The 14,058-nt window shown below is 44.8% G+C and carries 12 protein-coding genes and 3 tRNA genes; 9 read left to right on the forward strand and 6 right to left on the reverse strand.

The genetic code is table 11. The features are described from left to right. Positions 1-255: 255 nt before the first annotated feature. The 3 genes from HMPREF1535_RS04095 to HMPREF1535_RS04105 form a co-directional block, all read right to left on the reverse strand. Positions 256-3,633: a DUF6383 domain-containing protein gene (locus HMPREF1535_RS04095; protein ID WP_046145366.1), complete on the reverse strand. Its 3,378-nt coding sequence runs from the start codon at positions 3,631-3,633 to the stop codon at positions 256-258. A gap of 508 nt (positions 3,634-4,141) precedes the next feature. Further along, positions 4,142-6,505, reverse strand: coding sequence for a DUF3987 domain-containing protein (locus HMPREF1535_RS04100; RefSeq protein ID WP_046145367.1), 2,364 nt, complete (start codon positions 6,503-6,505; stop codon positions 4,142-4,144). 26 nt (positions 6,506-6,531) lie between these two features. After that, the gene (locus tag HMPREF1535_RS04105) at positions 6,532-6,768 is read right to left on the reverse strand and encodes a DUF4248 domain-containing protein (RefSeq protein WP_007654976.1); all 237 of its coding nucleotides are present in this window, start codon (positions 6,766-6,768) and stop codon (positions 6,532-6,534) included. 210 nt (positions 6,769-6,978) lie between these two features. Here HMPREF1535_RS04105 and HMPREF1535_RS04110 point away from each other — a divergent pair, with 210 nt between their 5' ends. The 9 genes from HMPREF1535_RS04110 to HMPREF1535_RS04150 all read left to right on the forward strand — a co-directional run bounded on the left by HMPREF1535_RS04110 (position 6,979) and on the right by HMPREF1535_RS04150 (position 11,529). Beyond that, positions 6,979-7,431 (forward strand): HU family DNA-binding protein, encoded by a 453-nt coding sequence (locus HMPREF1535_RS04110; RefSeq protein WP_046145368.1) that lies wholly within the window; start codon positions 6,979-6,981, stop codon positions 7,429-7,431. Between the two features lie 30 nt (positions 7,432-7,461). Then, positions 7,462-7,929: a glucosaminidase domain-containing protein gene (locus HMPREF1535_RS04115; RefSeq protein ID WP_046145369.1), complete on the forward strand. Its 468-nt coding sequence runs from the start codon at positions 7,462-7,464 to the stop codon at positions 7,927-7,929. A gap of 375 nt (positions 7,930-8,304) precedes the next feature. Further along, the gene (gene pyrE / locus HMPREF1535_RS04120; RefSeq protein ID WP_007654984.1) at positions 8,305-8,943 is read left to right on the forward strand and encodes an orotate phosphoribosyltransferase; all 639 of its coding nucleotides are present in this window, start codon (positions 8,305-8,307) and stop codon (positions 8,941-8,943) included. A 16-nt stretch (positions 8,944-8,959) separates the two neighbouring features. Further along, the gene (locus HMPREF1535_RS04125; RefSeq protein WP_007654986.1) at positions 8,960-9,370 is read left to right on the forward strand and encodes an SRPBCC family protein; all 411 of its coding nucleotides are present in this window, start codon (positions 8,960-8,962) and stop codon (positions 9,368-9,370) included. 11 nt (positions 9,371-9,381) lie between these two features. Next, positions 9,382-10,719 (forward strand): argininosuccinate lyase, encoded by a 1,338-nt coding sequence (gene argH, locus HMPREF1535_RS04130; protein WP_046145370.1) that lies wholly within the window; start codon positions 9,382-9,384, stop codon positions 10,717-10,719. Positions 10,720-10,723: 4 nt separating this feature from the next. Continuing rightward, on the forward strand, positions 10,724-11,176 hold the full coding sequence (locus HMPREF1535_RS04135; protein ID WP_046145371.1) for a Rieske (2Fe-2S) protein: 453 nt from the start codon (positions 10,724-10,726) through the stop codon (positions 11,174-11,176). A gap of 88 nt (positions 11,177-11,264) precedes the next feature. Next, positions 11,265-11,337 (forward strand) — tRNA-Gly (locus HMPREF1535_RS04140). A gap of 19 nt (positions 11,338-11,356) precedes the next feature. Beyond that, a tRNA-Leu gene (locus HMPREF1535_RS04145) sits at positions 11,357-11,441 on the forward strand. Positions 11,442-11,456: 15 nt separating this feature from the next. Continuing rightward, positions 11,457-11,529: transfer RNA gene (locus tag HMPREF1535_RS04150), tRNA-Gly, on the forward strand. Between the two features lie 99 nt (positions 11,530-11,628). Here HMPREF1535_RS04150 and HMPREF1535_RS04155 read toward each other — a convergent pair. The 3 genes from HMPREF1535_RS04155 to gltA all read right to left on the reverse strand — a co-directional run bounded on the left by HMPREF1535_RS04155 (position 11,629) and on the right by gltA (position 14,046). Beyond that, positions 11,629-11,967, reverse strand: a complete 339-nt coding sequence (locus HMPREF1535_RS04155) for a type II toxin-antitoxin system HicB family antitoxin (RefSeq protein WP_007654992.1) — start codon at positions 11,965-11,967, stop codon at positions 11,629-11,631. 11 nt (positions 11,968-11,978) lie between these two features. After that, positions 11,979-12,236: a type II toxin-antitoxin system HicA family toxin gene (locus HMPREF1535_RS04160; RefSeq protein WP_046145372.1), complete on the reverse strand. Its 258-nt coding sequence runs from the start codon at positions 12,234-12,236 to the stop codon at positions 11,979-11,981. A 337-nt stretch (positions 12,237-12,573) separates the two neighbouring features. After that, positions 12,574-14,046 (reverse strand): NADPH-dependent glutamate synthase, encoded by a 1,473-nt coding sequence (gene gltA, locus HMPREF1535_RS26075; RefSeq protein ID WP_010801954.1) that lies wholly within the window; start codon positions 14,044-14,046, stop codon positions 12,574-12,576. Positions 14,047-14,058 lie beyond the last annotated feature (12 nt).

Here is a 14,058-nt window from a genome sequence, read left to right on the forward strand (position 1 = left end):
ATAAAAAAGTCAGTAAGCTAGCGATAGTGATGACCTAAACGAAAACCCCGGCTGGAAATCCAACCGGGGCTTTGTTTGTGTCTGTTTTCACTCTTCACAGAGGTAGAACAGAAGAACTTTATTTCATTACTTTAGTATTAATATCTACCGCTTGTTCGCCCTTCACGGGGTACTTACTGTGAGGGCGGTTCGCAAACCGCCCCTACGATACGCGGTAAAAATTTAGAATTAATTATTTAATTATAAAATAACTTCTTATTTAACGATAGCTTTTACAGCAGCTTCGCCTTCAACAGCTACTACAACTACACCTGCAGGAGCAGCGATTGTAGCTTCATTTGAAGTGATTACTGTGTTAGCAACTGTCTGGCCAAGAACGTTAGTGATAACAACTGTCTTGCCTTCAGCCCCCTTAACAACTACGCCACCGTTTACAGCCGATACAGATACTGTTGATGTAGAGATTTCTTCATTTTCTGTAGCCATATCGTCTTCAGAACCTTCATAAAGGTTGAAGATAAGAGCGCTATCATCACCTACTTTAGCATCTTCGAAGTCAGATTTATCGTCTGTCAATACCAAGCAGTTGTTCTGGTTCTTCAACCAAGCTGCATTGTTAGGAGCGATCTTTTCACCATCGTAATTGTTAGATTCAATCAAGAATGAACGTTCTTCTTCGATTGCATCTGCCAGATCAACATTAGCCGGGTCAGTATAACGGAATGACCAAGTGTAGTTGTGATGGTCGTCTTTCTTAACTTCTTTCTTCATATCGATAGAAGAAATCTTTTTAGCTTCGAGAGCTTTCTTGATGTCAGCCAACTTCAAGTCTTTATCTGCAACAGTTGCAAATTCATTACCCAAGATGTAGATTACGCTATCTTTTTCTACAGCGTCAACAAAACCTACGCGAGTGTACTTACCGAACTTGTAAAGCTGTTCTTCAGATACAACATTACCTGTTTCTTTCTTAGCAGAGTCAGCGAAACTTACTAACAGTTTATAACGGTTGAATTCAGATTCTTTGATAGTTGCATGTGTACATTTCTTAGGATCGGTTGTCTTGTTACCGTCAGCATCCATGTGTGTATGATTTGTTGCATCACAAGGAATTGTATCCAATTCAGTTACAGCCTTGTCACTTACATAAATCAAATACTGAGGTTTGATATCATAGCGGTCAGACTTGCCGATATTGAACGGACGAACGTAGAATGACAGACCTGCTTCTGCGATATTAGTATTTCCAATACCTAAGTAGCTCATGCCTTTACGTTTGAAGTTTTCGTTAGTTTCATCCATCAGATAATCACCAACGTAAGATTCCTTGAATTTCAGATAAACAGGAGCGTCTTTTCCATCTTCTACACCTTCCAATTTTGTATTGAAACGACGATACAACGGCTGATTAGCTTCCTGGATATCAAATGTAGCTGTACTGATTTCTGTTAATACTTCAGACAGTAACAGAGCTTTGTCGTCATTCTGACGTACACCAGCTTTAGTGTTGATGTTCTGAGCAATCAGAGCATAGTAGCAAACTTTTTCACCCGCTTTTTCAAATTCATTGTTTTCTTTGAAATAGAAGCTAGCCTTTTTATCAACACGTGCAGCATCTTTTGTTACAACGAACTGACCTTCTACATTCTGATAGATAGCTTCACGATCCAAGCTAACTGTATAAGCACGTCTATACAACTGAGTTAAACCAGTGATCTGAGCCTTAGCTGCTGCTGACGGAGTATAACCATATGCAGCTTCTTTAGTACCTTCGATTGTGAAACGACCTGCATCAGTAGTCAATACATTCAAGATAGAATCCTTTTTGTTTACATCCAAATATCTATCCTGAGCATACGGATGCCAGTAGTTGAAGTTATAACCGTTGAATTCTAACTCTGCATCTGTATAGTTCTTATAACCCAGATATTTGTTGCTTACAGAAGCTGCTGCAACCGGAATAAATTCAACTTCTACACCATTGAACATACCGATCAATTTGTGAGGATCATAGTTTTCACCTTTTCTCAATTGATAAACCGGAACATTGTTCTTAGCATTAAATTCACGGTTTGTGATAGAAACAGGAGAAATAGCTATACGTTTGTCAGAAACATCAGTCTTCACAACTACCCACTGGAATGCCGGCATATGGTCAAATTCCATATTGTCGATAGCTGCTTTGCCAGTCCAATCAGCAACAGAGTCTGTTGTATAAATATGAACACCGTAGAATTCTTTAGTCTTCACATTCTGAATTTTATACACACCAGCAGGAATACTCATGAAGTCATCACTGATACCGTTTGCATAAGCATACAGGTTTACATAGTTATCTTCTGCTTTACCATTGTCATCTGTATAGAATGTAACAACCTTGCTGGTTTCACCTTCCAATGTACAGTGAGAAAGAACTGTGTACTGTGTATTATCTTTTACATCTTTAGCCCATTCGCTTTCAGCTGTATACAACTTAGCACTTGTTGTATGCATTGACCAACTAGTCAGCTTACCACCCTTCTGATATTTAGGTACAACCGGAGTTGCTAATTCAACAAAGCTACCCAAAGATTCGATTTTGATAGAATCGGTCATCAGGTTCTTAGTGAATTTGAAACGGAAGGCATCACCCGGTAAGTTATAACCCAGTGTATCGATAGCACCAGCCTTTGTCATTACTGTATTAGTACTAACTTTAATCGGGTTGTATGTCTTATATGTTTCACCTTTACTCTGGAAGTAAGAAGTATCCACATGAGCATACTTGTTTGACACTTTACCGTCAGCTCCGATCTTATTCAATACCAACCAGTCAGTTTCAGGAGTTTGAGTAGTCCATCCTTCTTTTGTTCCATTAATTGTAGTAATGAATTCAGCAGGTTTTGCAGCAGCAGCAATACCCTGAACCTGATATTTGTCAGCGAACAGATTGTTAGTAGCAGCAGCACCATCGAAAGTCAACTGCATATACTTAACAGCGTCACCCTTCGTATTCAGATCAACAGCGCTCATTACCCATGTATTAGGCTTAACAACTTGAACACTTATACCTGTTAACGAATTTTTCTTATGATCTTTAACAGCGTAAAGAACATTATTAGCATCTTTCTTTACAGTCATCACAGAGTCGCCATCTGCAAAATCGATAGTGAAAGCCTTAGCAGATACTAAATCACCAGTAAAACGGCTTTCCAACCACTTCCACTGTGACAGACCTTCGATTGTTTGAGACTTCGCTGTAGCAGTAGCAGCTGAACCAACGACTGCATTATCTTCATTGAATGAGAAAATAACACCTGTTGCTTTGTTTTCCAACACAAAACGAGTGAAACCACCATCAGTAGTCACTGTTGAAATTTTCCAAAGAAATGAGTCTACTTGTGCAAGACTGTTCAAGTTGGCTTCAGCAAGAGATTTAAACTGGAAAACACCTGCATTCGAATTTTGAACGCCGATATACTCCTCGCTGCCAACTGTTGTACCTACATTCAAAGCATAGTACTTTGCATCAGAAAGCTCTTCAGTATTACCGACTGTAAAAGCAGTAGTACCAAATTTGTTTCCCTGTGCAAAAGCTCCAACACTTGATGCCAGCAATGCGCCGACCATAAGAGTAGAAAACTTTTTGTTCATAATCAATAAATTTAATATTAATAATAGTGTTATAAAAGTTCTATCTGTAGGACACGTCAAAATGTCACAAATTGTTAAATGACGAGTTTAAACGTTCCTTTTTTCTAGTCACGTTTTTCCCCATCTTTTGCTTTCGTATAAAAAAGGATGATTTTTGTACTAACTTTGTTATTGTATTGATAAGAAAGGACATAGAAAAGAAAAAAATATTCGGAAAAAGATTGGTGGTTTAAAAGAATGTCGTAATTTTGCTGGCGAGAAAAAAGGAACCTTTTTTTTAGTCACTCTCTTTTCCCTATCTACTGATTAATATTCAACCGATATAAGCACTTTTGGAATCCGGTAAAACAGACGTTTTTCCCTAATACCTTTCCAACGGATGCCTACCCGTCAGAACCCCGATGCCTACTCGTTTTCGGAGCGATAACTACCCGTTCTGAAAAAGGCCGTTTTTAGAACGTGAAATACCGATGAGTCTCAAAAGTCTCACGAGTCTCACCCCCCTTTTTCATTTCTTGACATTTTTGCCTTTTTCCGTCTTTCGATAGTAACCGATTGATACTAAAAGAAGTAGACCATACCCCTGTGCTTTTTTCAACATACGGAACACACTCGCACGGCTAATTCCGCGGACACGAGCCTCTTCGAGTATATCCGACGTTTTAAACTCATCCGGCATGGCCTCAAAAAGGTCGACTTGCGCATCCGGCAACTTGTAATGCTGCTCCGTGTCGCTATGCTTCAACGAAGTGCTCACCAGCAACGAATGACGCAAGCAGCATTTCCCGATATGGAAAGCGATCTCGAAATCGTCGTCCGCTATCTCGATTTTACCGTCCGTATTCCGCGATTCACCTTTACGGATCCCCGTCAACGTCATTGCCATGCGGAAAACGATCAGGCGATGGCGCAACACGACAGAGGCTATGTCGTTGTTGCCAAATACACGTACATTATTATATTCACGTTCGAAGAAGCGGTCAAGTCTTTTACGCTGCTTGTCGGAAAAAGAGACAAAAGTCGGAGAACTATCCAAATGCACCGCTATGTCAAGCACCCGTTGCCCCAGTCTTTCAAAATAACGCAAGCTGCAAAGCGTATCGTCGGCCGACGTAAGCGGTTGATATTCGCTACGACCGGTAATGCGGTAAATCAACATGCGACTGTATAGCCCGCTCTCGGTCGAAGGGATCAGCTTTGTCAACATGCCGGGAGTACCTGTTGCCAGAAAACCCAGTTCGGGAAATTCGATATAAGAAGTCCCGTTGGTCTTCGACGAACAGCTGATCCGTTCATGCTGGAAAGCCTGGTTCAAGACGTAACTATACCCTCCGAACTCTTGCGCAATGGTATTATTGACCGACTCGAGTTCCGTCTCATACAAAAACGAAGCATAAGGGCTATTCACGTCCAACTGTTCGATCATACGCGCCGTCGTCGTGTAACCACTCATGTGCAGGTGCTTCTGACGAACCAGCTCCGGCTCTTCGACAGGAGGGCCGGCCGGCTTCTTACCTTTCGCGGCACGTACCTGCGCCTTGTAGTTGTCTGATGCCTCTCTTTTCTCCTCGTATTCCTTCACTTGCGCTTTCGAAACGTCGTACACGTAGTTTTGCCAGGGATCAGCCAGTTTACGGACCACATTGATGCTCCCTTTGCCACTTCCAGAAGGGCCGACGATCAAGGTATAGAAAGGCGGTTTATACAATTGATTCTTCAACATGCCGCTGACACCCGGCATGATGGTGCTCAGTACAGTCAGCGAAGAGAGGAGCAACAGGTCGTATTCGCGGTCGTCGGTAGCCACCTTCAGAATCTCACTAATCAGTCCGGGGCAACGCTCCAAAATCGCTCTGTCGAAGTGGGGCAAATCGACCTCATCAGGATCAATATCAAAGCCCAGAGGCGAATCACCCTCTGTTGGTGGATTTTCAGAAATGGGGGTGAGACTTGTGAGACTCGTGAGACTCTTTTGTCCGGTAGAGGCCGTCGGAGGACACCAGGGATTGCTGCCGTGCGACGAACGGTAACGGCGGTACACGTCTGCGACGATGCCCCGGATTTCCTTCTCCGCAAAGCCCGGTTCCACATAACGGCGCAGGCATTCGGCCATCACTTCGTTTTCGTCGAACCCCGCACTGTTCAAGGCCGAAGCCAGCTTCAACACGAAGCTATGACGGCCGCCACCGGCAAAAGGATTGTTTGCTTCAAATTTGTCGATGTAGTTGGACAGCGAATTGTCCGGATAGGACGACGCACGGACAGCCGGAGCCTTTTTCGCCACCGGCACCGTTTCCTGCGGGACATGCACCACTTCGGCCACCTCTTTATAAAAAGCTTCCGGATCATAGCTGGCAAAGCAACCGCGGTTGGCATCCTTGCCGGAGATATCCACCGTTACACCGGGGAGGTCTTTCTCGATCATCGAACGCACCTGTTCGAACGCTTGCAGATGATGTTCCTGATCGCTGTCCACCAGCACAAAGAGTTTGTTTCCCGTATGGGAAGGACTGATATGCCCGGCTTTCACATAACCGAGTTGCGCAGCCTGGCTGAGAATTTGCTCAGGTGGCAACAGCACATCATCAAGATCGATGCAGATGCAACCGGAGTAACGAACCATATGTTCGAGTTTACGGCCTCCAGCCATCGCTCCGCCGGGTACCAGCAGAGGGAGTCTTTTCTTACCGGCTTCGGCTTTTTCATTTTCACTGGCAGCTAAATAGGCTTGCACTTTTTCTACCGCTTTTTTGTGTTTTCCGCTTCTGACGTCAGCAATGTAGCGTTCGAGGGTGGTTAACATCAATGTTTGCGTGTCGAATGCCGAGAAATACAACGTACATTCAACGGTTTGTTTTTGATTCAAGTTCATTAGAACTATTTTTTAATTTAACATGCTCAGGGTTCGCCTAGGTGTTCCACCAGGACGGCAACCTGTTTTGGAGTATATAGTTTCTGAAATTTTACCCATCCGACAGCTTCCAGCTTGGCTTTCAATCCGCGGGAGGTGCGTATCCATTCCCACATACGCTTATAGGCAACAACCGGCGTGTGGCCGGGGAAATACAGTTGGGCGAATTCCGTTACGCCATAGGCTCTCCCCCAGGGAGATACTTCTATTTTTTTGTCTTCCATAATTATTTATAAATTACAATATTAACACACTACAATATACAAACAATATCAATAAGTTGTATCAAAAAAGACGAATATTTATCAAATAAAATACACACTGAACATCCTGCACCATTCCACAGCCTCCCATGAAGGTAAATGCCTGTATTATCTTTGCAATGTAGTTCAGAAACAAGTTCTTATCACACTAACCCTTAAATATTTAACAGTATGTCAGTAAAGTACAAGCTGGTCTTGAAAAAAGACCTTACCCAAGGAGCGGTAGCGGATGCGAAACGTTATTACGCATCCGCCCCGGTGAGTGGAATGATGGATTTCGACTCCATCTGTGAATTGATAGCCGACCGTTCCACTGCGAGCGATGGCGACGTGGCACTGGTTGTTCTCGGCCTGATCCGTGCGATGGAAGAAGCTTTACTCCGCAACGAAGTAGTTCAACTTGGAAGACTAGGTAATTTCCGGTTGTCGATCGGTAGTTCCGGAACAGTCGAAGAAAAAGATTTTCAAGCCAACATGATCCGTAAACCGAAAATCATCTTCACCCCCGGCGATAAGCTACGCGCCATGATCGAAAAAGTAAGCCTCGAACGCATCGGCAAGGAGCCGGAAACACCGGAAGAAGGCGGAAGCGGAGGTGGAAGCGACCGCCCGGAAATTGAGTAATTTTTAATTTTCAATCTTCAATTAAAAAGTATGACAGCACAACAAATCAACTTCGTCAAGAACTCCCTGCAGGCCGCCGTGTCTGCGGGAGCCTCTTTCAACATGAATCCCACCGTGATACTGGCACAGGCTGCCTTCGAAAGCGGATGGGGAATGAGCAAACTGGCAACGGGCAGCAACAACTATTTCGGTCTGACGGCCTACGGTTGCAGTAACCAGTACTGGCACGGTGGCAAAACGACAGTGAACACCGGCAGTTACTCCCTGGATTTCCGCCGGTACGACACCCGCGAAAATTCCTTTCTCGACTTCGCCCGCCTGATCCGCAACAACTACCGTACCGCCTGGCAGGCCAACAACAATCCGGAAGCCTATGCCCGCGAGATAGCCTACAGCCCGTATATCAGCGAACTAAACGGCGACGACCGCGAAACCTACCGCCAAAGCCTGGTCCAGATGGAGAAGACGGTACGGGCGATTGTTGAGATTATTATTTAATCATTCATTTAACCCTAAAACAACCATGTCCAAATTCAAACGAATCATCGAATTCATTCTTGCTTTGCTTAATTTTTTGTTTCATTTCAAACCGTCAACAGATGATAAAACGGCTATCGTTACTGAAACTTATCCCAGCCCTGCTGCTCCGCCTGGCACGGAAAGGGATCACCCTGTATTTGAAACTATCCCTTAGGATACGGCTGCGGCTGCCGTAGGGATAAGGCTGCCGGTCAATGCCTCCCGAAGGCTGCCCGGTGGCCTTTTATTTTCAATAACATCTTTTTAACCCCTCATTTTTTTCAGGTTCTACAAGGTTATCTCATTCTGTTTACCTACTTTTGCAGACTGATATAAATATATATGTAGGATTGTATGAAAACACTGGAAAGATTAGTTGCAGAAAAATTATTAAAGATTAAAGCCGTTAAATTACAACCGGCAAATCCGTTCACTTGGGCTTCAGGCTGGAGATCACCCATTTATAATGATAACAGAAAGACGCTTTCTTATCCGGCTGTTCGTAGTTTCATCAAATTGGAACTGGCACGCGTAATCAGCGAAAAATATGAAAACGCAGATGCTATCGCAGGTGTAGCCACAGGGGCTATTGCACAGGGTGCATTAGTAGCCGATTTGCTTGGACTTCCATTTGTTTATATTCGTGCTACCCCAAAAGATCACGGACTGGAAAACCTGATCGAAGGTGAACTGAAACCGGGTTCGAAAGTTGTCATCATCGAAGACTTGGTATCGACCGGAGGAAGCAGTCTGAAAGCCGTACAAGCAGTACGTAATTTCGGTTGCGATGTGGTCGGTATGGTTGCTATCTTTACATATGGATTCCCTGTTGCTGTAGAAGCATTCAAAGATGCAAAAGTACAGTTGACAACCTTGAGCAATTACGATGCAGTCCTGGAAGAAGCCGTACGCACGGATTATATCGACGAATCCGAAATTTCAATCCTCCAAGAATGGCGTAAGGATCCCTCAAACTGGAATCCTGGTGTTTAATCATAAATGACCCGAAATGACAGAATTTGTAAGTGAGATCAAAACGATCCCCTATAACGAGGATCGTGTCTATGCAATGCTGTCCGACCTTTCCAATCTGGAACGGGTGAAGGACCGCATTCCACAAGATAAAATCAAAGACTTCGAGTTCGACAGCGACTCTTGCAGTTTCGCTGTCGATCCCGTAGGTAAAATAACTTTTCAGATCGTAGAACGCGAACCGAACAAAACGATCAAATTTACTACAACCAATTCGCCCGTGCCACTCTTCTTGTGGATTCAACTGAAACAAGTGGAAGAGGCCGATACGCGATTGAAAATGACGATACGCGCCGATCTGAACCCGTTTATCAAACCGATGGTATCAAAACCGTTGCAGGACGCTCTCGACAAAATATCAACAGTGATTGCCTCCCTGCCCTATTAATTCTCCGCATTATGGCTCAGAAACTTTGGGAAAAAAATGTACAGGTAGACAAGGAAGTCGAAACATTTACCGTAGGTAAGGACCGCGAGATGGACCTTTACCTGGCTAAATACGACGTTCTTGGCTCGATGGCTCATATAACGATGCTGGAAAGCATCGGGTTGCTCGCAAAAGAAGAACTGACGGTTCTGCTGGCGGAGCTGAAAAACATCTATGCCGTGGCCGACCGCGGTGAGTTCGTGATCGAAGAGGGCGTGGAAGACGTTCATTCGCAGGTGGAACTGATGCTTACACGCCGCTTGGGCGATATCGGCAAGAAGATACATAGCGGACGTTCGCGCAACGACCAGGTGTTGCTGGATTTGAAACTGTACACGCGTGCACAAATCCGGGAGTTGGTAGAACTGACGAACGGCTTGTTCGAGGTGTTGATCAGCCAGAGTAACCGTTACAAAGAAGTACTGATGCCGGGGTATACGCATTTACAGATTGCGATGCCTTCATCGTTCGGCCTGTGGTTCGGGGCGTATGCCGAGAGCCTGGCGGATGATTTGCAGATGATGCAGGCAGCTTATAAGGTATGCAACCGTAACCCGCTGGGTTCGGCAGCCGGATATGGTTCGTCTTTCCCGCTGAACCGACAGATGACAACCGACCTGCTGGGTTTCGACTCGATGGACTACAACGTTGTCTATGCACAGATGGGACGCGGCAAGATGGAACGTACGGTGGCTTTCGCTATGGCGGGCATTGCCGCAACGCTTTCAAAACTGGCCTTCGATGCTTGCATGTTCAACAGCCAGAACTTTGGATTCATCAAATTGCCGGACCAGTTTACGACAGGTTCGAGCATCATGCCGCATAAAAAGAATCCGGACGTGTTCGAACTGACGCGCGCAAAATGTAACAAGATACAGGGCCTGCCGCAGCAGATTACATTAATATGCAACAACCTGCCGTCGGGGTATTTCCGCGACTTGCAGATTATCAAAGAGGTGTTCCTGCCTGCTTTCGACGAACTGAAGGATTGTATCCGCATGGTAACGCACATGATGCGCGAAGTGAAGGTAAACGACCATATTCTGGAAGATGACAAATATGCCTTATTGTTCAGCGTAGAAGAGGTGAACCGCCTCGTATTGGAGGGTGTGCCTTTCCGCGACGCTTACAAACAGGTCGGTCTGAATATAGAAGTGGGCAAATTCACTCCGAATAAAGCGGTCAGCCATACGCACGAAGGTAGTATCGGTAATCTATGCAATGATAGTATTTCTGCTCTGATGCAAAATATTATTGACGGTTTCTCGTTTAGTAAAGTAAACGAAGCAGAAAAGGAACTGTTAGCATAAACACATGAAAAGAATATTTTTTTGTTTGGTAGTACTGTTGGCGATATCGTGCAATAAGGTAAACGTCTCGAATGTTCCTTATGCACGGGTATATCTGGAACTGGATTTGACCTACAAAGACAAAGACCTGGTAGGTGCTCTTAATTTTAAAGAAATAACATCTACCAGCGGTCAGAACTACGGTACGCAACTCGGATATTCGGGAGTACTGGTGGTTAGCGGATTCGATTCCAACGGTAACACCAAGTATTATGCCTATGACCTCTGCTGTCCTCACGAAGCAAATAAAAATACAATGGTCAAAGCTGACAATACCGGCTGGGCAGAATGCCCCAAGTGCGGAACCAAATACGAAATAGCGTATGGTACTGGAACTCCGTCAGATGGCCCGTCAGAATTTGCATTAACGAGATTCGATGTCACTCAGCAGGGGAACAAATTATTAATCCGGTATTAAAAAAATCATCCTCTAAAGAGATTTTTTTAGTCAAATGTTTGCAAATACAAAAATTTCGTCTACCTTTGCACACGCAAACGAAAACAATGCGGAAGTAGCTCAGTTGGTAGAGCATAACCTTGCCAAGGTTAGGGTCGCGGGTTCGAGTCCCGTCTTCCGCTCATCTCTAAGAGAAGGGATGCTCGAATGGTGGAATCGGTAGACACGAAGGACTTAAAATCCTTTGGCCATTGCGGCTGTGCGGGTTCAAGTCCCGCTTCGAGTACATTTTGATTTAATTGCGGAAGTAGCTCAGTTGGTAGAGCATAACCTTGCCAAGGTTAGGGTCGCGGGTTCGAGTCCCGTCTTCCGCTCGCTTCCAAAAGGCCTCGGTATTGCTTGCAATATCGGGGCTTTTTATTTTGTAAATAGAGATAATAAAAAAAGCCCCGCTCTAAATGCGAGGCCGTGTGTCAGAACGAAGATGCTACTTGTTTTTCCAATGCTTCTTTTATAAATGCATTTATAGAAATCCCTGCTTGTTTAGCCAGCATAGCTATTTTATTATGAATTTCGGGCGAAATACGCACATTCAAAGAACCTGAATAGCTTTTATGAGGCTCAATGCCTTCCTCTTCGCAATATGCCAGATAATCATCTACAGCCTCTTGAAAAGCCTTCCGTAATTCACTCACGCTTTCTCCCTCGAAATTCACAAGTGCATTAATGCCTTCTACCTTTCCAAAGAAGACATTATCTTTCTCGCTGAAATTAACAGAGCCGATATAATCTTTATAAGTTAATGTATTCATCGTAGCCTCCTTCATTTAATAAATCCTGCATCAATCAAATCATTTAATACCTGCTTCATGGCGTATGTCTTAATGATATTGCCCGGATGCGGCTTATGCAGCATGATCGGACGTTTATCCTTATTCTTATAAACCACCCTCGAACCAGACGTTTTGCCTTTATTCGATTTTTCATAGCCAAAACATTTTAAAAGCTTTTCTAATTCATCAAATGTGAAATCTGACGGTAAAGCCTTAAAACGTTCTATAAGTTTTTCTTTAGTCCCCATTTGGTTAATCTTTTTGCAAATGTAACTATTAATTAGTTGCAAACAATATCATACTTACAATTTAACAAAAAGGGCCATAGCATTTCTGCCACAGCCCTCCCTTCATAGACACACCAATATTTATAACTATCGTATAAATATCTTCTTTACCTCTCCTATATGTCTTTTCTGAATAATCGATTAGACGCAAATATAAGAATTAATTTAGCATTCCAATAACATTTCGGATGTAAGCGCTTAAAATTCGGCTTATAACAGTTATTTTGACGTTTTTTTCACAAACAATAAAAAAGCCCGGCCTGCAATCAGACCGGGCCTTATCTTTATCAGATACGGATTATTTTCCTTGTAAGCCGGCATCCATCGCGGCAGCAGCCTTACGACCGTCGCCCATGGCCAGGATTACGGTTGCACCACCACGAACGATGTCGCCTCCGGCATATACATCCGGCAAAGCGGAACGCATGGTATCCTGATCGACTACGATTGTTCCCCATTTGCTTACTTCCAGGCCGCTGAAGGCACGCGGGATAAGCGGGTTAGGAGAAACACCGACGCTGACGATTACCTCGTCCACATCAATGGTATCGATGGCTCCTTCGATAGCCACCGGACGGCGACGTCCGGAAGCATCCGGTTCGCCCAGCTCCATCTTCTGCAAACGCATCTGTTTGACACGGCCTCTTTCATCGCCGATATATTCGATAGGATTATGCAGCGTCATAAATTCCACACCTTCTTCCTTGGCATGTTTTACTTCTTCCACACGGGCAGGCATTTCCTCTTCGCTACGACGGTAAACAATCATAGCACGTTCGGCTCCCAGGCGGCGGGCTGTACGTACAGAGTCCATCGCCGTGTTACCACCACCGATTACGGCCACTTTCTTGCCTTGCAATACCGGCGTATCGCTCTCCGGATTGGCGGCATCCATCAGGTTGACACGTGTCAGGTATTCGTTGGACGACATGACACCAATCAGGTTTTCGCCCGGTATATTCATAAAGTTAGGCAGACCGGCACCGCTGGCTGCAAAGAAGCCTTTGAAGCCTTCTTCATGCAGATCGTCATAACTGATAGTCTTTCCGACGATGCAGTTCGTGACGAACTTCACTCCCATCTTACGCAGGCCTTCGATTTCCACGTCTACAATCTTATTCGGCAAACGGAATTCGGGAATACCGTATTTCAATACGCCGCCAATCTCGTGCAGCGCCTCGAACACCGTCACGTCGTATCCGCGTTTTGCCATATCACCGGCAAAAGACAGTCCGGCAGGACCGGAACCGATTACGGCTACCTTGATACCGTTCTTTTCTGCTACCTCCGGTACGGAGATATTGCCGCTCTCCCGTTCGTAGTCGGCTGCGAAACGCTCCAGATAACCGATAGCAACAGGAGCCTTTTTCATCTTCAAGTGGATACATTTGCTTTCGCACTGCTTTTCCTGCGGACATACACGGCCGCAAACGGCAGGCAGGGCACTGGTTTCTTTCAGGACCCTAGCCGCTTCCAGAAATTCACCCCGTTCGATATTCTTGATAAACGTCGGGATATTGATACTTACCGGACAGCCTTCCATACAGGTCGGATTCGGGCAGTCGAGGCAACGTTGTGCCTCCTGCATGGCCTGTTCCTTCGTCAATCCCAGGTTTACCTCTTCCAGGCGGGTATGACTACGGTATTCGGCATCCAGTTCATTCATTTCTACACGGGGAATATCCGTGCGTTCTTTATTTTTTTTGCTTTTGCGCAGTTCTTCTCTCCAGGGTTCGGAACGGCGGGCTGCAATTAATTCTGCTGTTGTCATTTGTTTCAGTGG

Source organism: Parabacteroides goldsteinii DSM 19448 = WAL 12034 (genome assembly GCF_000969835.1).
GTDB lineage: Bacteria > Bacteroidota > Bacteroidia > Bacteroidales > Tannerellaceae > Parabacteroides > Parabacteroides goldsteinii.

What these genes read in the sequence shown, in the direction of transcription:
- HMPREF1535_RS04155 (WP_007654992.1), bottom strand. Translation starts at nt 11,967, where the DNA reads ATGAATACATTAACTTATAAAGATTATATCGGCTCTGTTAATTTCAGC.
- HMPREF1535_RS04160 (WP_046145372.1), bottom strand. Translation starts at nt 12,236, where the DNA reads ATGGGGACTAAAGAAAAACTTATAGAACGTTTTAAGGCTTTACCGTCA.
- pyrE (WP_007654984.1), top strand. Translation starts at nt 8,305, where the DNA reads ATGAAAACACTGGAAAGATTAGTTGCAGAAAAATTATTAAAGATTAAA.
- HMPREF1535_RS04125 (WP_007654986.1), top strand. Translation starts at nt 8,960, where the DNA reads ATGACAGAATTTGTAAGTGAGATCAAAACGATCCCCTATAACGAGGAT.
- HMPREF1535_RS04135 (WP_046145371.1), top strand. Translation starts at nt 10,724, where the DNA reads ATGAAAAGAATATTTTTTTGTTTGGTAGTACTGTTGGCGATATCGTGC.
- HMPREF1535_RS04105 (WP_007654976.1), bottom strand. Translation starts at nt 6,768, where the DNA reads ATGGAAGACAAAAAAATAGAAGTATCTCCCTGGGGGAGAGCCTATGGC.
- HMPREF1535_RS04095 (WP_046145366.1), bottom strand. Translation starts at nt 3,633, where the DNA reads ATGAACAAAAAGTTTTCTACTCTTATGGTCGGCGCATTGCTGGCATCA.
- gltA (WP_010801954.1), bottom strand. Translation starts at nt 14,046, where the DNA reads ATGACAACAGCAGAATTAATTGCAGCCCGCCGTTCCGAACCCTGGAGA.
- HMPREF1535_RS04100 (WP_046145367.1), bottom strand. Translation starts at nt 6,505, where the DNA reads ATGAACTTGAATCAAAAACAAACCGTTGAATGTACGTTGTATTTCTCG.
- HMPREF1535_RS04115 (WP_046145369.1), top strand. Translation starts at nt 7,462, where the DNA reads ATGACAGCACAACAAATCAACTTCGTCAAGAACTCCCTGCAGGCCGCC.
- argH (WP_046145370.1), top strand. Translation starts at nt 9,382, where the DNA reads ATGGCTCAGAAACTTTGGGAAAAAAATGTACAGGTAGACAAGGAAGTC.
- HMPREF1535_RS04110 (WP_046145368.1), top strand. Translation starts at nt 6,979, where the DNA reads ATGTCAGTAAAGTACAAGCTGGTCTTGAAAAAAGACCTTACCCAAGGA.